Raw genomic sequence first — 16,848 nt, forward strand, 5'->3', positions numbered from 1 at the left:
GTGCCGCCCCAGCGGCACGACTGCCCGCAGCTGAGCCGGTGGCGGCACGACTGCCCGCAGGCTCGGGGGCGGATCGATACGATGCCCCCAGAAGATCACCACCGTAAGGAGCGCCCATGGCCGGCGAGCCACAGGACGACTGTCTGTTCTGCAAGATCGTCGCGGGCCAGATCCCCGCGACGATCGTCCGCGAGACGGACACCACCGTCGCCTTCCGCGACATAAACCCCCAGGCCCCCACCCACGTCCTGGTGATCCCCAAGGCGCACCACAAGGACGCCGCCGCCCTCGCCGCCGCCGACCCGGGGGCCGCCGCGGACGTCCTGTGCGAGACCCAGGCCGTCGCCGACGACGAGAAGCTGGACAGCTACCGCATCGTCTTCAACACCGGCACCGGCGCCGGCCAGACCGTCTGGCACGCCCACGCGCACGTCCTCGGCGGCCGCGGCCTCGAGTGGCCCCCCGGATAACCCGGACGACCCAGGACCGCCCACGATGTCCGTACGTGAACTCGTCGTCCTCGGCACCGCCAGCCAGGTCCCGACCCGGCACCGCAACCACAACGGCTACCTGCTGCGCTGGGACGGCGAGGGCATCCTGTTCGACCCCGGCGAGGGCACGCAGCGCCAGATGCTGCGCGCCGGGGTCGCCGCCCACGACCTGAACCGGATCTGCGTCACGCACTTCCACGGCGACCACAGCCTCGGTCTCGCCGGCGTGATCCAGCGGATCAACCTGGACCGGGTCCCGCACGAGGTCACCGCCCACTACCCGCGTTCCGGGCAGCGCTTCTTCGACCGGCTGCGGTACGCCACCGCCTACCGCGAGACGGTCGACCTCACCGAGGCGCCGGTCGACGCGGACGGGCCCCAGGCGGTCACCCCCGCCTGGACGCTGGAGGCCCGCGGGCTCTCGCACCCCGTCGAGTCGTACGGCTACCGGATCACCGAGCCCGACGGCCTGCGCATGCTGCCCGAGCGGCTGGCCGCGCACGGCATCAAGGGGCCCGACGTCGGCCGCATCCAGCGCGAGGGCGCCCTGAACGGCGTGTCGCTGGACGAGGTCAGCGAGGTCCGCCCCGGCCAGCGGTTCGCGTTCGTCATGGACACCCGGCTCTGCCCGGGCGTGCACGAACTCGCCGAGGGCTGCGACCTGCTGGTCATCGAGTCGACGTTCCTCGACGAGGACGAGCAGCTCGCCACCGACCACGGCCACCTCACCGCCGGCCAGGCGGCGCGGGTCGCCCGGGAGGCGGGCGTACGCCACCTCGTCCTGACGCATTTCAGCCAGCGCTACTCGGACCCGGAGGAGTTCGAGCGGCAGGCGCGGGCCGCCGGGTACGCGGGGGAGCTGACCGTGGCCCGGGACCTGATGCGCGTCCCGGTTCCGAAACGTCGGTGAAACCGCCGTACGATGCTCCGATGCCTCTCCCCATAGCAGAACTGCACCTCCATATCGAAGGCACCCTGGAGCCGGAGCTGGCCTTCGAGCTGGCCGCCCGGAACGGGGTCGCCCTGCCCTACGCGGACACGGACGCCCTGCGCGAGGCGTACCGGTTCGAGGACCTCCAGTCCTTTCTGAACCTGTACTACGAGCTCATGGCCGTCCTGCGCACCGAGCGGGACTTCGAGGACCTGGCCGACGCCTATCTGGCCCGCGCCGCCGCGCAGGGCGTGCGGCACGCGGAGATCTTCTTCGACCCGCAGGCGCACCTCGCCCGGGGCGTGGAGACGGGCACGGTCGTGGAGGGCCTGTGGCGGGCACTGGGCCGCAGCCGGGAGCGGCACGGCGTCTCCACCCGGCTGATCATGTGCTTCCTGCGCGACGAGTCCGCCGAGTCGGCCCTCGCGACCCTCGACGCCGCGAAGCCGTATCTGGACCGCATCACCGGCGTCGGTCTGGACTCCGCCGAGGTCGGCCATCCGCCGGTGAAGTTCCGCGAGGTGTACGAGGCCGCCGCCGCCCTCGGGCTGCGCCGCGTCGCGCACGCCGGCGAGGAGGGCCCGCCGGAGTACGTGACCGAGGCCCTGGACGTGCTCGGCGTCGAGCGGATCGACCACGGGCTGCGCTCCATGGAGGACCCGGCGCTGGTCGAGCGGCTGGTGCGCGAGCGCGTCCCGCTGACCCTGTGCCCGCTCTCCAACGTGCGGCTGCGCACCGTCGACACCCTCGCCGACCACCCGCTGCCCGCGATGCTGGACGCCGGGCTGATGTGCACGGTCAACTCCGACGACCCCGCCTACTTCGGGGGCTACGCGGGCGACAACGTCGATGCCGTGCGGGCCGCGCTCGGCCTCACCGACGAGCGGCTGCGGGAGCTGGCCCGCAACTCCTTCCTCGCCTCTTTCCTGGAGGACGACGAGAAGCTGCGGGCGCGCTGCCTGGCCGAGGTGGAGGCGTACGAGTTCCCCGCCGCCTGACTCAGGCCCCGGGCCCCGGTGTGGCAGCCGCCTGCCGGGGTCCCGCCGTGTCGTAGGCGCGTTGCACCGGCACGGCCGGCGCCTCCACGTCGATCTCCACGACCGGCTGCTCCAGGGCGCCGACCTCCGGCACCGCACCGCTCGGCGTGCCGGTGGCGGCGGCGACCAGGGCGGCCGGCGTGCCACCGCGGCGGCGGATCGTGCCGGGCAGCAGCGGGCGTCCGCCCGTGTGCAGGGCGACGGCCGTCATCGGCACGGCCACCAGCAGCAGTCCGGCGCCGAGGACCAGGCCCATGCCCGCGTAGCCGGCCTGCGCCGACAGGGCGCTGCCGGTCAGCGGTCCGGCCGCCGTGCCCAGCGAGGACGCCGAGCCGACGAGCACCGCCCACCGGCCGCGCGGGTCGAGCGACGCGGCGAGGCCGATCAGGTACGACAGGACGACCGGGTACAGCGTGTTCCAGGCGATCTCGCCGGTCGCGAAGGCCGTGGGGGTGGTCGCGGACGCGCTCACCGCGATGCAGCCCGCGATCAGCACCGTGCCCGCGCCGATGGGCATCGCCCGTCCGAGCCGCGGACCGAGCGCGCCGGCCACCAGGACGCCGACCAGTCCAGCGCCCAGGGCGACGGCGAAGACGACCCCGAGGGTGGCGTCGCCCAGACCGGCCTGGGTCAGCCCGATCCGGCCGCTGACGCCCCACAGGGAGTTCTGCGCGAGGGACCAGCACAGCACGGTGGCGGCGAGGACCAGTCCCGAGCGGCGGCGGGGGAGCGGAGTGGCGTGGTCGGTGGCGTGCGCGGCCGGCGACGCGGCCGTTCCGCCCGGCAGCCGGCCGGTCAGCGGATACACCGCGAGGGCGGTCAGCGCGATCGCGGCCAGCGGCAGGCCGTGCGCCCGGCCGAGGTGCGGCACCGTCAGATACACGGCGCCGGCCAGCGCGGACACGGTCAGCAGGCCCAGCGTGGAGGCGCGGTGGGGATCCCGCTCGGCGGCGATCCGGGTGGCGGCGACCGTGGTGGCGGTGCCCGATCCGAAGCCGCCGAGGACCGCGCCGGCGACGACGGCCGGGACGGCGGTGGTGAGCGCGGCGGAGCCGTAGCCGACGACGGCCAGGACGAGCCCGAGGCGGGCCAGCGTCCGGGCGCCGGTCCGCTGCACCCGGGAGGCGAGCAGGAAGCCCGCCGTCGCCGAACTCAGCAGCAGCGCACTGCCGACGGCGCCCGCCTGCGTGGCGGTCAGCGGCAGGCCGGTGTCCAGTCGGCCGACGGTGGTGGGGAGCAGGTAGGGAGGAAGGTACCCGGCCGTGAAAAGGGCGACGAGGGGCCAGGGAGTGGTGCGGGGGGCGAACACGGGCGTTCCCAGGGCATGCGAAAGGAGGGTGGGAAGGGGAGGGGGCGACGACCGTCGACTGACAGGAACGCGCGGGCAATTTGTATCAAGCGCGGGGTGGCGGAAAACAGGCGAGGGGGTGTGATCCGGAGCACACCTGTGTTTGGGGTTTCGGAGCCTGGGTAGGAGGCGCCGTCACCTCCAGTGGACCGCCCCGTTCCCGGCCGGAATCGTCGCCTCCGCCTTGGCCCTGATCTCCCGCATCACCGCGACGATCCGGGCCTCGTGATCCGGCGTCAGACGGGCCACCGGCACCGAGCAGCTGACGGCGTCCAGGGCCGGGACCTCGCAGCGCAGCGCGAAGCCGAAGCCGACGATGCCCGGCACGCTCTCCTCGCGGTCGACGGCGTGGCCGCGCTCCCGGATCCGGGCGAGGTCGGCGGCCAGGGAGTCCCGGTCGGTGTGCGTGTTCGGGGTCAGCGCCTCGTAGGGGCCCGCGGGCAGTTCCGCGTCCGGCCGCTCGGCCAGCAGCGCCTTGCCGAGGGCGCCCGCGTGGGCGGGCAGCCGGCGTCCCACCCTGCTGATGGTGCGCAGGTACTCGTGCGACTCCCGGGTCGCCAGATAGGCCACGTCGTGCCCGTCGAGCCGCCCCAGGTGGATCGTCTCGCCCAGCGCCTCGGACGCCTCGTCGAGGTAGGGCCGCACCGCCCGCACCCGGGGGTCCGAGTCGAGGTAGCCGGTGCCGGTGAGCAGGGCGTGCAGGCCGATGCCGTAGAGCGAGCCGGTGACGTCGGTGCGGACCCAGCCGCGCGAGACCAGGGTTTGCAGCAGCGCGTACATCGAGCTGCGCGGCACGCCCAGCTCGTCCGCCAGCTCCTGGAGCCGGGCCGGGCGGTCTCCGCGCGCGGCCAGCGCCTCCAGCAGCTCCACCGTGCGCGCCGCCGACTTCACCTCGCGGACGCCGCCCTCCGCGCCTGCTGTCTCCGACATGGGCCGATCGTAAGGCGCCCGGCCGCCGCCCCATTGACGCCCGTCGGTCACCTGCCTAACCTCCATCCTCATACATGTATGACATCTACATACGGAGATGGCCTGTGACTCGCGACCTCACGCTCACGAGCGTCCGCCTGACGCCGATCCTGGTCGCCGACCCGCCCCTGCTCAACACGCAGGGCATCCACCAGCCGTACACCCCCCGCCTGATCGTCGAGGTGGAGACCGCCGACGGGATCACCGGCGTCGGCGAGACCTACGGCGACGCCAAGTACCTGGAGCTGGCCCGGCCCTTCGCCGGCAAGCTGGTCGGGCGTCAGGTGAGCGACCTCAACGGGCTGTCCGGCGCGGCCGACGAGGTCGCCGTCGACTCCTCCCGGGTCTCCGGCCGGGTCGACGTCGGGGGCCTGCGCGGCGTCCAGAGCGCCGACAAGCTGCGCCTGTCCGTCGTCTCCGCCTTCGAGGTCGCCTGCCTCGACGCCCTCGGCAAGGCGCTCGGCCTGCCCGTGCACGCGCTGCTGGGCGGCAAGGTCCGCGACGCCGTCGAGTACAGCGCGTACCTGTTCTACAAGTGGGCCGGCCATCCCGAGGGCGTGGCCGGCGAGCAGGACGACTGGGGCGCCGCGCTGGACCCGGCGGGCGTCGTCGCGCAGGCCCGCGCCTTCACCGAGCGGTACGGCTTCACGTCCTTCAAGCTCAAGGGCGGAGTCTTCCCGCCCGAGGAGGAGATCGCCGCCATCCGGGCCCTCGCCGAGGCCTTCCCCGGCCATCCCCTGCGCCTGGACCCCAACGGCGCCTGGTCCGTGGAGACCTCGCTCAAGGTCGCCGCAGAACTCGGGGACGTCCTGGAGTACCTGGAGGACCCCGCGCTCGGCACCCCGGCGATGGCCGAGGTCGCCGCGCGGACCGGGGTGCCGCTCGCGACCAACATGTGCGTGACGACGTTTCCCGAGATCCGGGAGGCGTTCACCCGGGACGCCGTGCAGGTCGTGCTCTGCGACCACCACTACTGGGGCGGGCTGCGCAACACCCAGCAACTCGCCGCCGTCTGCCGGGCCTTCGGCGTCGGCGTCTCCATGCACTCCAACACCCACCTGGGCATCAGCCTCGCCGCGATGACCCACGTGGCGGCCACCGTCCCGAACCTCCACCACGCCTGCGACTCCCACTACCCCTGGCAGTCCGAGGACGTCCTCACCGAACGGCTCACCTTCGACGGCGGCCGGGTCGCCGTCTCCGACGTCCCGGGCCTGGGTGTCGAACTCGACCGCGACCGGCTGGAGTTCCTCCACCGCCGCTGGCTGGACGACGACGGCGCGCTGCGGGACCGCGACGACGCCGCGGCGATGCGGGCCGCCGACCCGGGGTGGGTGACGCCCTCGGTTCCGCGCTGGTGAGGCCGCCGGGCGGCACGGCGCCCGGCGCGAACGCCGCCGGGTTGTCGGTGGCGTGGTGCACACTGGCCTGATCCGCACCATGCCAGGGAGCGCACCGTGACAGCGTCCACCGTGTCCGCGGCGTCCGACGGGACCGTCATGACCGCCGTGTCCGCCGACGAGAGAACCCACCGCCACCCGCAGCAGGACGAGGGATCGCACCGGGACCCGCAGGTCGACCCGCTGGCCGCCCTGCGCACCTCGCAGGACCCGCCGTGGGACGTGTATCTCACCGGCACGGTCTTCCTCGACGTCATCTTCACCGGGCTCGACTCCGCCCCGGTGCGGGGGACCGAGTCCTGGGCCCGCGGGATGGGGTCGAGTCCGGGCGGCGTGGCCAACATGGCGACCGCGCTGGCCCGTCTCGGCCTGCGCACCTCGCTGGCGGCGGCCTTCGGCGACGACCACTACGGCGACTACTGCTGGGACGCGCTCGCCCGGGGCGAGGGCATCGACCTGACCCCCTCGCGCACCGTGCCCGGCTGGCACTCGCCGGTCACGGTCTCCATGGCGTACGAGGGGGAGCGCACGATGGTCTCCCACGGCCACGAGCCGCCGCCGGAGGAGCCGTCGCCGGACTGCCCGCCCCGCGCGCGTGCCGCCGTCGCCTCCCTCACGCCCGGCGTCCGCGCCCCGTGGATCGCGCAGGCCGCGGCGCGGGGCACCCGCATCTTCGCCGACGTCGGCTGGGACGACACCGGGGCGTGGGACCTGGCCGGGCTGGCCGACCTCGCGCACTGCGAGGCGTTCCTGCCGAACGCGGAGGAGGCGATGCGCTACACGGGCGCCGGCTGCCCGCGCGCCGCCGCGCACGCCCTGACCGAGCACGTGCCGCTGGCGGTGGTCACCCTCGGCGCGGAGGGCGCCTACGCGGTGGACCGGCGCACGGGGGAGAGCGCCGAGGTCCCGGCCATCGCCGTGGAGGCCCTGGACCCGACCGGCGCGGGGGACGTCTTCGTCGCCGGGTTCGTCACCGGCACGCTGGCAGGCTGGCCGCTGGCCGACCGCCTGGCCTTCGCGGGCCTGACCGCCGCGCTCTCCGTGCAGGAGTTCGGCGGCTCGCTGTCGGCGCCGGGCTGGTCCGAGATCGCGACGTGGTGGCGCAAGGTCCAGTCGGTAGAGGGGCAGGACCCGACGGCCCTGCGCCGCTACGCGTTCCTGGCGGACCTGGTCCCGGACGAACCGGTCAGACCCTGGCCCCTACGACGCGCGGTCCCCACGATCGGCTTCCGCCGCCCGGCCTGACCCTCGATGTGCGGCTACCGCCGCGTGGCGGCGTACCGGGCGGGTGGTGCGTGGGCGGGCCGGCCGGCCGCGCAGCCGCTTTGGCGACCGGGACCGCCCGTCCCCCCCCGGCTGCTCAGAAGCCGAGCCGGCGCAGCTGCTTCGGGTCGCGCTGCCAGTCCTTCGCGACCTTGACGTGCAGGTCCAGGAAGACCGGCGTGCCGAGCAGTGCCTCGATCTGCTTGCGGGACTTGATGCCGACGTCCTTCAGGCGCTTGCCCTTGGGGCCGATGATGATGCCCTTCTGGCTGGGGCGCTCGATGAAGACGTTGGCGTGGATGTCGAGGAGCGGCTTGTCGGCCGGGCGGTCCTCGCGCGGCAGCATCTCCTCCACGACCACGGCGATGGAGTGCGGCAGTTCGTCGCGCACGCCCTCCAGCGCGGCCTCGCGGATCAGCTCGGCCACCATCACCTGCTCCGGCTCGTCCGTGAGGTCGCCCTCCGGGTAGAGCGCGGGGCCCTCGGGCAGCAGCGGGGTGAGCAGGTCGGCGAGCAGGTCCACCTGCGTGTTCGCGGTCGCCGACACCGGGACGATCTCCGCCCAGGTGATGCCCAGCTCCTCGCCGAGCCGGTCGATCGCGATGAGCTGCTCGGCGAGCGTCTTGCCGTCGACCAGGTCCGTCTTCGTGACGATCGCGACCTTCGGGGTCTTCTTGATCCCCGCCAGCTCCTTGGCGATGAAGCGGTCGCCCGGACCGAGCTTCTCGTTCGCCGGCAGGCAGAAGCCGATGACGTCCACCTCGGCCCACGTCGTGCGCACCACGTCGTTCAGCCGCTCGCCCAGCAGTGTGCGCGGCTTGTGCAGCCCCGGGGTGTCCACCAGGATCAGCTGCGCGTCCGGGCGGTGCACGATGCCCCGCACGGTGTGCCGGGTGGTCTGCGGGCGGTTCGAGGTGATCGCCACCTTCTGCCCGACCAGAGCGTTCGTGAGGGTGGACTTGCCCGCGTTGGGGCGGCCCACGAAGCAGGCGAAACCGGCCCGGTGGACAGCCTCGGCCGGCTTTTCGGATGACTGGGTACGCACGCTCATGGCGCCCATTGTCCCTGATCCCCGGAGCCCCGCCGCACCGCCCACGACCGCGGGTGCCGTGGGAGACTCGGCGGATGATCCTCAGGCCCGTCGCCCGCGCAGTCGCCGTGACCGCCGTGGTCACGCTCAGCTCGTTCTCCCTGTCCGCCTGCGGCGGCGGCGCGTCCGAGGGGAAGGGCAGCGCGGAGTACGTGACGGGCGCGGACGGCATCGCGACGGTCGCCAGGGGCGAACGGCGGGCCGCCGGACCGATGAAGGGCGAGTCGCTGCGGGGCGAGCCCCTAGACGTCGCCGACTACGCGGGCGACGTCGTGGTGGTCAACGTCTGGGGTTCCTGGTGCCCGCCCTGCCGGGCGGAGGCCCCGTACCTCAACAAGGTCGCCGAGGAGACGAAAGGGAAAGGCGTCCGGTTCGTCGGCATCAATACCCGCGACGGCGGCAGGACCGCACCCAGGGCATTCGAAGAGGACTACGGCGTCTCCTACCCGAGTTTCTACGACCCCGCCGGAAAAGTGATTCTCTCGGGATTTCCCGCGGGCACGGTCAATCTCCAGGGGCTTCCGGCCACCGTCGTTCTCGACCGGGACGGAAAGATAGCGTCCAGGGTCTTCGGCGGGATCGACGACACGAAGCTGCACAAGATGATCGCCCCCCTGGTCCGGGAGAACCCGTCCTGACCGCAGAAGGGGCGGAGGCGTCAGCTCGTCCGGCCGGCCGCGAGCGGCACGCTCGCGGCCGGCCGCTTTCGTGCGCGCGACGGCCTCAGCCCGCGCTCACCGTCTGCCGCACCGTCCCGTCCGGACCCGCGACCAGCACCGGCGTCCCCGCACCGCCCAGGTCGCGGACCGCCGCCAGGTCCTCGGCCGACGCCGAGTCCGCCTCGGTCACCACCGCCGCCGCCTCCAGCGACTTCGCGCCGGACGCCACCGCCATCGCCACCGCCGTGCGCAGGGCGCTGAGCCTCAGGGAGTCCAGGGCGACGGTCCCGGCGACGTACGTACGGCCGGTCTCGTCGCGTACGGCGGCGCCCTCGGGCACGCCGTTGCGGGCGCGGGCCGAGCGGGCCAGGGTGACGATCTTGCGGTCCTCGGGGTCGAGGTCGGTGGTGTCGGTCATGGTCAGAGCATACGGAGGCACCGCGCCGGTCATCCCGCCACCGGGTACATCGCCCCGCGCCGGCCCTGCGGCGAGGCCAGCCACTCCAGCTTCGCGGCGGTGTTCGCCTCCTCCAGCGGCGTGTGCAGCACGATCGTCAGATCGGGCCGCGCGGGCACCTTCAGCGCCGTCGACTCCACGCACAGCAGCCCGACAAGCGGATGCTCCAGCTCCTTGCGGATCTGCCCGGCGTCCTCGATGTCCCGCTCCTCCCACAGCCGGACGAAGTCGGCGCTCTCCTCCCGTGCCTGCGCCAGCACCGCCTGGAAGCCCTCGTCGTCGGGGTCGGCCGAGCACGCCGCGCGGAACTGGGCGACCACCGTGCGGGCGTTCCGCTCCCAGCTGCGCGAACGGGTCCGGTACAGCGGGTCGGTGAAGAAGTCGATCAGGCAGTTCTGGGTGATCTCCGGCCGCATGCCCAGCGCGAGCGCCGCCGCGTCGTTGTACATCACGCAGTTGTAGTACCGGTCCATGATGTGCGCCGGATACGGCATCCACGTGTCGATCAGCCGCCGCAGCCCCTCGCACATGTCGTGCTTGACGGCCTCCAGCTCGGGCGCGGGCGGATTCAGCCCGGCCAGCAGATACAGGTGCCGTCGCTCCACGTCGCTCAGCCGCAGCACCCGGCCGACCGCGTCCAGCACCTGCGGGGAGACGGAGATGTCCCTGCCCTGCTCCAGCCACTGGTACCAGGAGGCGCCCACCCCGGCGAGCACGGCGACCTCCTCACGGCGCAGCCCCGGCGTGCGGCGCCGCCCGCCGCCGCCCGGCAGCCCCGCCTCGGCCGGCGTCACGCGAGCGCGGCGGCTCATCAGGAACTCCCGCAGCTCACGCCGCCGATGGGTCTTGAGTCCGGTGTCCGTCACGTGCCGATTCCCCCCTGATTCCCGGCTGGTGGTGCCACCACCAGGACAACTGCCCGCTCCCCACGATCATTCCGGCGCCCGCAGGCTCTTGTCCATGGCGATCGACACCTCCACCTCCACCCCGCCGGCACCCGCCGGCACGCCGGCCGCTCCCCGGCTCTCGGCCCGCGACCGGCTCGTCCTGTTCGTGCTCTGCGCCGCCCAGTTCATGGTCGCGCTCGACTTCTCCGTCCTCAACGTCGCGCTGCCCGTCCTCGGCGCGGACCTCGGCATGGACCAGTCCGCCCTCCAGTGGGCGGTCACGGCGTTCGCGCTGCCGTCCGGCGGCTTCCTGCTGCTCTTCGGCCGCACCGGCGACCTCTACGGCCGCCGCCGGCTGTTCCTCGCCGGCCTCGCGCTCTTCGGCGCCGCCTCGCTGCTGGCGACCTTCGCCTGGGACCCGGCCTCCTTCCTCGCCGGACGCGCCCTCCAGGGCCTCGGAGCGGCGGCCATCGTGCCGACCGGCATGTCGCTGCTGACGACGACCTTCCCGGAGGGCCCGGCCCGCGACCGCGCCCTCGGCATCTCCGGGACGCTGCTCTCGCTCGGGTTCACCGTCGGCATGGTGGCCGGCGGCGTCCTCACCGACGCGCTGGGCTGGCGCTCCACGATGGGCCTGCTGGCGCTGTTCGCCCTGCTCGTGCTGCCCCTCGCGCCCCGCCTGCTGCCCGAGTCCCGCACCCCCGACCGCCCCCGCCTGGACGTGCCCGGCGCGGTCACCGTCACCGGCGGCCTGCTCGCCCTGATCTACGCCCTGACGACGGCCGCCGAACACGGCTTCGGCCGCGCCGACGTCCTCGTCACCCTCGTCGCGGGCCTGCTGCTCCTGGCCGCCTTCGTGGCGATCGAGTCCCGCTCCGCCGCCCCGCTGGTCTCCCTGCCGATGCTGCGCCGCCGCACGGTGGCCTGGGGCAACCTGGGCGGGCTGGTGACCTTCTCGATGATGTCCACGGTGATCTTCGTACTCACCCTGTACCTCCAGGAGGTCCTGCACCTCTCCGCCTTCCAGACCGGCCTGGTCTTCGGCGTGCAGGGCGTGCTGTCCGTGGTCGCCGGGACGTACGCGCCCCGCGTCATCGGCCGCTTCGGCGCCCGCCGCACCCTGGTCGGCGCGCTCGCCGGGCAGGGCACCCTCGGGCTGGCCCTGCTGGGGCTGGGGGAGGGCGGCTGGTCGGTGTTCCTGGCCACGGCCGCCGTCTCGCTGGCCAGCATGTGCCACCTGGGCGCGATCATCTCCTACGGCCTGACCGTCACCTCCGGCGTCCCCGACGAGGAGCAGGGCCTGGCGACCGGCCTGGTCACCTCCACGCAGCAGGTCGGCCTCACCGTCGGCATCCCGCTGCTCGGCGTGCTGGCCACCACCTCCGCGGACCTGCGCTCCGGCGTGCACACGGTGCTGGTCCTGGACGCGGTGATCGTGCTCGCGGCGGCCGCCCTGATCGCGGCCGGGCTGCGGACCCGCCGCTCAGGGACGGTCGAGGCGGAGCCGGTCGGCGCGCGGTAGACCGGCGACGACCAGGTCGTACGAGTCCTCGACCAGCTCCCGGACGACGCGGTCCGGGAGCCCGCCGTCGGCGGTCACCGTGTTCCAGTGCCGCTTGTTCATGTGCCAGCCGGGCACGACCAGGCCCTCGTGCTCGGCCCGCAGCCGGATCGCGTCGTCCGGGTCGCACTTGAGGTTGACCGTGAGCGGGCGCGCGTCCAGCGAGGTCAGCGCGAACATCTTGCCCAGCACCTTGAAGACCGAGGTCTCCGGATTGAAGGGGAAGTCCTCCACGGCCGCGTTGAAGGACAGGCACAGCGCGCGCAGCTCCTGGGGTGTCATTCCGCGGCCTCCGTCGCACCGGACCTCGCCGGGGCGACCGGCTCCACCAGCACCGTCACGATCTTGTTGCGGCGGCCCGCGGCGGCCTCCGCCGTCAGCCGCAGCTCGCGGCCGTCGGGCAGCTCGACGATCGACGTGGCCCCGGCGATCGGCACCCGGCCGAGCGCCTTCGCCAGCAGGCCGCCGACGGTCTCCACGTCCTCGTCGTCGAACTCCTCCAGCCCGTACAGCTCGCCGAGGTCCCCGATGTCCAGGCGCGAGGTGACCCGGAAGCGGTCCTCGCCCAGCTCCTCCACGGGCGGCAGCTCACGGTCGTACTCGTCGGTGATCTCGCCGACGATCTCCTCCAGGACGTCCTCGATGGTGACGATGCCGGCCGTGCCGCCGTACTCGTCGATGACGACGGCGACGTGGTTGTGCTCCTTCTGCATCTCGCGCAGCAGGTCACCGGCGTTCTTGGTGTCGGGCACGAAGAACGCCGGGCGCATCGCCGTGGACACCAGGTCGCTCTCCGCGTCCCGGCTGATGTGCGTCTTGCGCACCAGGTCCTTCAGGTACACGATCCCGACGATGTCGTCCTCGCTGTCCCCGGTCACCGGTATCCGGGAGAAACCGGAGCGCAGGGCGAGGGTGAGGGCCTGGCGGATGGTCTTGTACCGCTCGATGACGACGAGGTCGGTGCGCGGCACCATGACTTCCCGCACCAGTGTGTCGCCCAGCTCGAACACCGAGTGCACCATGCGGCGCTCCTCGGCCTCGATCAGCGACTCCTTCTCCGCGTAGTCCACCAGCGCCCGCAGCTCCGCCTCCGAGGCGAAGGGGCCCCGGCGGAAGCCCTTGCCGGGGGTGAGCGCGTTGCCGAGGAGGATCAGCAGCGACGGGATCGGTCCCATGATCCGGGCCAGCGGCAGGAGCACGTACGCCGCCGCGGTCGCCGTGTTCAGCGGGTGCTGGCGCCCGATGGTGCGCGGGGAGACCCCGACGGCGACATAGGAGAGCAGCACCATCACCGCGATGGCGATCACCAGCGCCTCGCCGGTGCCGTCGAACTGCTTCAGGCAGGCGTACGTGACCAGCGCGGCGGCGGCCATCTCGCAGGCGACGCGCACCAGCAGCGCCACGTTGAGATAGCGCGTCGGGTCGGCGGCGATCTTGGCGAGCTTCGCGCTGCCGCGCCGCCCGGACCGTACCGCCTCCTCGGCGCGGAAGCTGGAGACCCGGGCGAGCCCCGCCTCCGCGCACGCGGCGAGCCAGGCCACCACGACCAGGGCGACCGCGCCGGCGATGAGCGGGAGGCTCATGAGACGGTCGGGGCCGGGGACGGGCCGGTCATGCCCTTCTCCGCACGCCAGCCGTCCACGATGGCGGCCTGGAGACCGAACATCTCGGCCTTCTCGTCGGGCTCCTCGTGGTCGTACCCGAGGAGGTGCAGCACACCGTGGACGGTGAGGAGCTGGAGCTCCTCGTCCATGGTGTGCTCCGTCGGCGCCTCCTTGCCCTGCTTCTCGGCGACCTCGGGGCAGAGCACGATGTCGCCGAGCAGGCCCTGCGGCGGCTCGTCGTCGTCCTTCGACGGCGGACGCAGCTCGTCCATCGGGAAGGACATGACGTCCGTCGGACCCGGCAGGTCCATCCACTGGATGTGAAGCTGCTCCATGGCGTCGGCGTCCACGACGATCACCGAGAGCTCGGAGAGCGGGTGGATGCGCATCCGCGCGAGCGCGTAGCGGGCGATGTCGAGGATCGCCTGCTCGTCGACCTCGGTTCCGGACTCGTTGTTGACGTCGATCGACATGGTCGTGCTGGTCTACTTCCCCTTGGCCTTGGCACCGTGCCTGGGCGTGCGGCCGCCGTTGTGACCGCCGTTCTCGGTGCCGTTCCTGCTGTCGTACTGCTCGTACGCGTCGACGATACGGCCCACCAGCTTGTGCCGGACGACGTCGTGGGACGTCAGCCGGGAGAAGTGGACGTCCTCGACGCCCTCCAGGATCTCCTGCACCTGCCGCAGACCCGACTTGGTCCCGCCGGGCAGGTCGACCTGCGTCACGTCACCGGTGATGACGATCTTCGAGTCGAAGCCGAGCCGGGTCAGGAACATCTTCATCTGCTCGGGGCTCGTGTTCTGGGCCTCGTCCAGGATGATGAAGGCGTCGTTGAGGGTGCGGCCGCGCATGTACGCCAGCGGCGCGACCTCGATCGTGCCCGCCGCCATCAGCCGCGGGATCGAGTCGGGGTCGAGCATGTCGTGCAGCGCGTCGTACAGCGGGCGCAGATACGGGTCGATCTTCTCGTAGAGCGTGCCCGGCAGGAAGCCGAGGCGCTCGCCGGCCTCGACCGCCGGGCGGGTCAGGATGATGCGGTTGACCTGCTTGGACTGGAGGGCCTGCACCGCCTTGGCCATCGCCAGGTAGGTCTTTCCGGTGCCCGCCGGGCCGATGCCGAAGACGATGGTGTGCTTGTCGATCGCGTCGACGTACCGCTTCTGGTTCAGCGTCTTGGGGCGGATCGTGCGGCCGCGCGAGGACAGGATGTTCTGCGTGAGCACCTCGGCCGGGGTCTCCTGGCCGTCGCTCTCCCCGTTCTCGCTCGCCTTCAGCATGGCGATCGAGCGTTCCACTGCGTCCTCCGTCATCGGCTGCCCCGTGCGCAGCACCAGCATCATCTCGTCGAACACGCGCTGGATCAGGGCGACCTCATGGGCGTCGCCGACCGCGCTGATCTCGTTTCCCCGGACGTGGATGTCGGCCGCCGGGAAGGCCGTCTCGATCACGCGCAGGAGGGCGTCTCCGGATCCCAGTACGGTCACCATGGGGTGCTGGGCGGGGACGGTGAACTGTGCTCTCGCCTGCCCCTGCGCGGGCGTGTGAGCTGAGGGTGTCTGAGTCATGGGCCGGCGCTCGAGGCCTGCTCGTCCTCCTCTGCGGCGTGCGCCGCGTGACGGGTGTGTCTGCTGTCTCCAGCGTACGACTCCCCGCCGACAGCACCCAGGTCTTTTATCCCACCGCCCCCGGGGTATGCCGGGGACCGCGCTCACCGCTGGGCGCGGAGCAGGTCCCTCAGCCAGCGGTAGGACGCCTTGGGCGTGCGCGCCTGCGTCGCGAAGTCGACGTGCACCAGCCCGAACCGGCGCGCGTAGCCCTCGGCCCACTCGAAGTTGTCCAGCAGCGACCACACGAAGTAGCCGCGCACGTCCACGCCGGCCTCCAGCGCCCGGTGCAGGGCGCGGACGTGGGCGTCGAGGAAGGCGATGCGCTCCTGGTCGTCGAGGCCCTCGTAGGAGCAGCCGTTCTCGGTGATCATGACGGGCGGCAGCCGGTCGCCGTAGCGGTCGGCCATGCCGGTGAGCAGCTCGGTCAGGCCCTCGGGCACCACGGGCCAGCCGAAGTCCGTCAGGGGCCGGCCCTCGATCTCCCGCAGCGAGAAGGGCAGCCCGGCCGGGATCCGCACCCCGCCCGTGCCGCTCTCGGTGTCCCGCGGGGCGCCCACCCGGGCCGGCGCGTAGTAGTTCACGCCGTACCAGTCCAGCGGCTCGGCGATCACCGCGAGGTCGGCGTCGCCGCCCGGCATCAGCTCGCCGACGCCCTCCGGGTAGCGGCCCAGCAGCAGCGGGTCGGCGAACAGGCGGTTCAGCAGGACGTCGTAGAAGTCCGCCGCCTCCCGGTCCGCCGGCTCGTTGGACGCGGGCCACACCGGGCCGTGCGAGTTGGCGATCCCGATGTCCCGGGCGCCGGCCGCGCGCAGCGCACGGACCGCCAGACCGTGCGCGAGGAGCTGGTGGTGGGCCACCGGCAGCGCGTCGAACAGCAGCTTCCGGCCGGGCGCGTGGACGCCGAGGGCGTGGCCCAGCAGGGTGTGCTCGGCGGGCTCGTTGAGCGTGATCCACGTGCCGACCCGGTCGCCCAGCCGCTCCGCGACGACCGACACGTACCGCGCGAACCGGGACGCCGTGTCCCGTTCCCGCCAGTCCAGGCCCGCCGGGAGGTCCCAGTGGAAGAGGGTCGGCACCGGGCGCACGCCCGCCGCGCACAGCTCGTCGACCAGGCGGTCGTAGAAGTCCAGGCCGCCGGGGGAGTTCACCCGGGGCCAGGACACCGAGAACCGGTACGCGTCCACGCCCAGACCGGCGAGCAGCGCCACGTCCTCGCGGTAGCGGTGGTAGTGGTCGCAGGCCACCGCCGCCGTCGAGCCGTCCCCGACCCGCCCGGGCTCGGCCGTGAAGGCGTCCCACACGGACGGCTCCCGCAGATCGGCCGCACCCTCGATCTGGTGCGCGGACGTGGACACGCCCCACAGGAAGCCGTCCGGGAACCGCGGCATCGCGTCAGTCGCCATGCGCGGATCATCCGTACCCTCGGTAACGGAAGTCAACGCTCCTGCGCGCCAAGCCCGTTACGCGCCCTCCTTCAGCACCCGCGAGATCAGCCTGCGCTGCTCGTCCGTCAGCCGGGCATCGGCCGCGTAGACCGTCCTCCC

Annotated in this window: 17 protein-coding genes and 1 pseudogene; 7 read left to right on the plus strand and 11 right to left on the minus strand. The window is 72.9% G+C overall.

Translation table 11 applies throughout. The features are described 5' to 3' along the window. Window positions 1-116 precede the first annotated feature (116 nt). The 3 genes from GTW67_RS25655 to GTW67_RS25665 are packed head-to-tail and all read left to right on the plus strand — an operon-like array spanning window position 117 to window position 2,420. A complete protein-coding gene (locus GTW67_RS25655; protein WP_161167150.1) occupies window positions 117-470 on the plus strand; it encodes a histidine triad nucleotide-binding protein in 354 nt (117 codons plus the stop codon). A gap of 25 nt (window positions 471-495) precedes the next feature. After that, window positions 496-1,401: a ribonuclease Z gene (locus tag GTW67_RS25660; protein WP_161167151.1), complete on the plus strand. Its 906-nt coding sequence runs from the start codon at window positions 496-498 to the stop codon at window positions 1,399-1,401. 20 nt (window positions 1,402-1,421) lie between these two features. Next, a complete protein-coding gene (locus GTW67_RS25665; RefSeq protein WP_161167152.1) occupies window positions 1,422-2,420 on the plus strand; it encodes an adenosine deaminase in 999 nt (332 codons plus the stop codon). A 1-nt stretch (window position 2,421) separates the two neighbouring features. On the opposite strand, the gene GTW67_RS25670 is transcribed toward GTW67_RS25665, so the two are convergent. Next, on the minus strand, window positions 2,422-3,768 hold the full coding sequence (locus GTW67_RS25670) for an MFS transporter (protein WP_161167153.1): 1,347 nt from the start codon (window positions 3,766-3,768) through the stop codon (window positions 2,422-2,424). A 174-nt stretch (window positions 3,769-3,942) separates the two neighbouring features. Next, window positions 3,943-4,737, minus strand: a complete 795-nt coding sequence (locus GTW67_RS25675; RefSeq protein WP_161167154.1) for an IclR family transcriptional regulator — start codon at window positions 4,735-4,737, stop codon at window positions 3,943-3,945. Between the two features lie 104 nt (window positions 4,738-4,841). Between GTW67_RS25675 and GTW67_RS25680 the strand changes: the two genes are divergently transcribed. Further along, complete coding sequence (locus GTW67_RS25680) at window positions 4,842-6,137, plus strand: glucarate dehydratase family protein (protein ID WP_346010739.1); 1,296 nt, start codon at window positions 4,842-4,844, stop codon at window positions 6,135-6,137. Window positions 6,138-6,275: 138 nt separating this feature from the next. Next, the gene (locus GTW67_RS25685) at window positions 6,276-7,421 is read left to right on the plus strand and encodes a carbohydrate kinase family protein (protein ID WP_202437693.1); all 1,146 of its coding nucleotides are present in this window, start codon (window positions 6,276-6,278) and stop codon (window positions 7,419-7,421) included. Between the two features lie 115 nt (window positions 7,422-7,536). Here the strand turns inward: GTW67_RS25685 and era are convergent, their stop codons facing one another. Then, complete coding sequence (gene era, locus GTW67_RS25690; protein WP_161167157.1) at window positions 7,537-8,490, minus strand: GTPase Era; 954 nt, start codon at window positions 8,488-8,490, stop codon at window positions 7,537-7,539. A 74-nt stretch (window positions 8,491-8,564) separates the two neighbouring features. On the opposite strand from era, the gene GTW67_RS25695 reads away from it, so the two are divergent. Continuing rightward, a complete protein-coding gene (locus GTW67_RS25695) occupies window positions 8,565-9,167 on the plus strand; it encodes a TlpA family protein disulfide reductase (RefSeq protein ID WP_161167158.1) in 603 nt (200 codons plus the stop codon). 85 nt (window positions 9,168-9,252) lie between these two features. Here the strand turns inward: GTW67_RS25695 and GTW67_RS25700 are convergent, their stop codons facing one another. Both GTW67_RS25700 and GTW67_RS25705 read right to left on the minus strand, forming a co-directional pair. Next, a complete protein-coding gene (locus GTW67_RS25700) occupies window positions 9,253-9,606 on the minus strand; it encodes a cytidine deaminase-like protein (RefSeq protein WP_161167159.1) in 354 nt (117 codons plus the stop codon). Window positions 9,607-9,635: 29 nt separating this feature from the next. Next, the gene (locus tag GTW67_RS25705) at window positions 9,636-10,457 is read right to left on the minus strand and encodes a helix-turn-helix transcriptional regulator (protein WP_161167166.1); all 822 of its coding nucleotides are present in this window, start codon (window positions 10,455-10,457) and stop codon (window positions 9,636-9,638) included. A gap of 148 nt (window positions 10,458-10,605) precedes the next feature. On the opposite strand from GTW67_RS25705, the gene GTW67_RS25710 reads away from it, so the two are divergent. Next, complete coding sequence (locus tag GTW67_RS25710) at window positions 10,606-12,054, plus strand: MFS transporter (RefSeq protein ID WP_161167160.1); 1,449 nt, start codon at window positions 10,606-10,608, stop codon at window positions 12,052-12,054. Here GTW67_RS25710 and GTW67_RS25715 read toward each other — a convergent pair. From GTW67_RS25715 to GTW67_RS38620, 6 genes and pseudogenes are all read right to left on the minus strand, one after another. Next, window positions 12,016-12,375, minus strand: a complete 360-nt coding sequence (locus GTW67_RS25715; protein WP_161167161.1) for an MmcQ/YjbR family DNA-binding protein — start codon at window positions 12,373-12,375, stop codon at window positions 12,016-12,018. The two genes, GTW67_RS25710 and GTW67_RS25715, sit on opposite strands and share 39 nt — an antisense overlap. Continuing rightward, window positions 12,372-13,676, minus strand: coding sequence for a hemolysin family protein (locus GTW67_RS25720; protein WP_161167162.1), 1,305 nt, complete (start codon window positions 13,674-13,676; stop codon window positions 12,372-12,374). The genes GTW67_RS25715 and GTW67_RS25720 overlap by 4 nt, the downstream gene beginning before the upstream one ends. Next, window positions 13,673-14,170 (minus strand): rRNA maturation RNase YbeY, encoded by a 498-nt coding sequence (gene ybeY / locus GTW67_RS25725; protein WP_161167163.1) that lies wholly within the window; start codon window positions 14,168-14,170, stop codon window positions 13,673-13,675. Before ybeY ends, GTW67_RS25720 begins: the two co-directional genes overlap by 4 nt. Before the next feature lie 12 nt (window positions 14,171-14,182). Then, the gene (locus GTW67_RS25730) at window positions 14,183-15,262 is read right to left on the minus strand and encodes a PhoH family protein (RefSeq protein ID WP_161167164.1); all 1,080 of its coding nucleotides are present in this window, start codon (window positions 15,260-15,262) and stop codon (window positions 14,183-14,185) included. A gap of 143 nt (window positions 15,263-15,405) precedes the next feature. After that, window positions 15,406-16,707 carry a GH1 family beta-glucosidase gene (locus GTW67_RS25735; RefSeq protein ID WP_161167165.1) on the minus strand — a complete coding sequence of 434 codons (1,302 nt, stop codon included), beginning with the start codon at window positions 16,705-16,707 and terminating at the stop codon, window positions 15,406-15,408. 57 nt (window positions 16,708-16,764) lie between these two features. After that, window positions 16,765-16,848, minus strand: a pseudogene (locus GTW67_RS38620) (protealysin inhibitor emfourin); the annotation flags it as partial.

Source organism: Streptomyces sp. SID5910 (assembly GCF_009862125.1).
Classification (GTDB): domain Bacteria; phylum Actinomycetota; class Actinomycetes; order Streptomycetales; family Streptomycetaceae; genus Streptomyces.

Coding starts and splice junctions, on each gene's coding strand:
- GTW67_RS25735 (WP_161167165.1), bottom strand. CDS start 16,707: ATGGCGACTGACGCGATGCCGCGGTTCCCGGACGGCTTCCTGTGGGGC.
- GTW67_RS25715 (WP_161167161.1), bottom strand. CDS start 12,375: ATGACACCCCAGGAGCTGCGCGCGCTGTGCCTGTCCTTCAACGCGGCC.
- GTW67_RS25720 (WP_161167162.1), bottom strand. CDS start 13,676: ATGAGCCTCCCGCTCATCGCCGGCGCGGTCGCCCTGGTCGTGGTGGCC.
- GTW67_RS25685 (WP_202437693.1), top strand. CDS start 6,276: ATGACCGCCGTGTCCGCCGACGAGAGAACCCACCGCCACCCGCAGCAG.
- GTW67_RS25665 (WP_161167152.1), top strand. CDS start 1,422: ATGCCTCTCCCCATAGCAGAACTGCACCTCCATATCGAAGGCACCCTG.
- GTW67_RS25695 (WP_161167158.1), top strand. CDS start 8,565: ATGATCCTCAGGCCCGTCGCCCGCGCAGTCGCCGTGACCGCCGTGGTC.
- GTW67_RS25660 (WP_161167151.1), top strand. CDS start 496: ATGTCCGTACGTGAACTCGTCGTCCTCGGCACCGCCAGCCAGGTCCCG.
- GTW67_RS25675 (WP_161167154.1), bottom strand. CDS start 4,737: ATGTCGGAGACAGCAGGCGCGGAGGGCGGCGTCCGCGAGGTGAAGTCG.
- era (WP_161167157.1), bottom strand. CDS start 8,490: ATGAGCGTGCGTACCCAGTCATCCGAAAAGCCGGCCGAGGCTGTCCAC.
- GTW67_RS25655 (WP_161167150.1), top strand. CDS start 117: ATGGCCGGCGAGCCACAGGACGACTGTCTGTTCTGCAAGATCGTCGCG.
- GTW67_RS25700 (WP_161167159.1), bottom strand. CDS start 9,606: ATGACCGACACCACCGACCTCGACCCCGAGGACCGCAAGATCGTCACC.
- GTW67_RS25710 (WP_161167160.1), top strand. CDS start 10,606: ATGGCGATCGACACCTCCACCTCCACCCCGCCGGCACCCGCCGGCACG.
- ybeY (WP_161167163.1), bottom strand. CDS start 14,170: ATGTCGATCGACGTCAACAACGAGTCCGGAACCGAGGTCGACGAGCAG.
- GTW67_RS25730 (WP_161167164.1), bottom strand. CDS start 15,262: ATGACTCAGACACCCTCAGCTCACACGCCCGCGCAGGGGCAGGCGAGA.
- GTW67_RS25705 (WP_161167166.1), bottom strand. CDS start 10,457: ATGAGCCGCCGCGCTCGCGTGACGCCGGCCGAGGCGGGGCTGCCGGGC.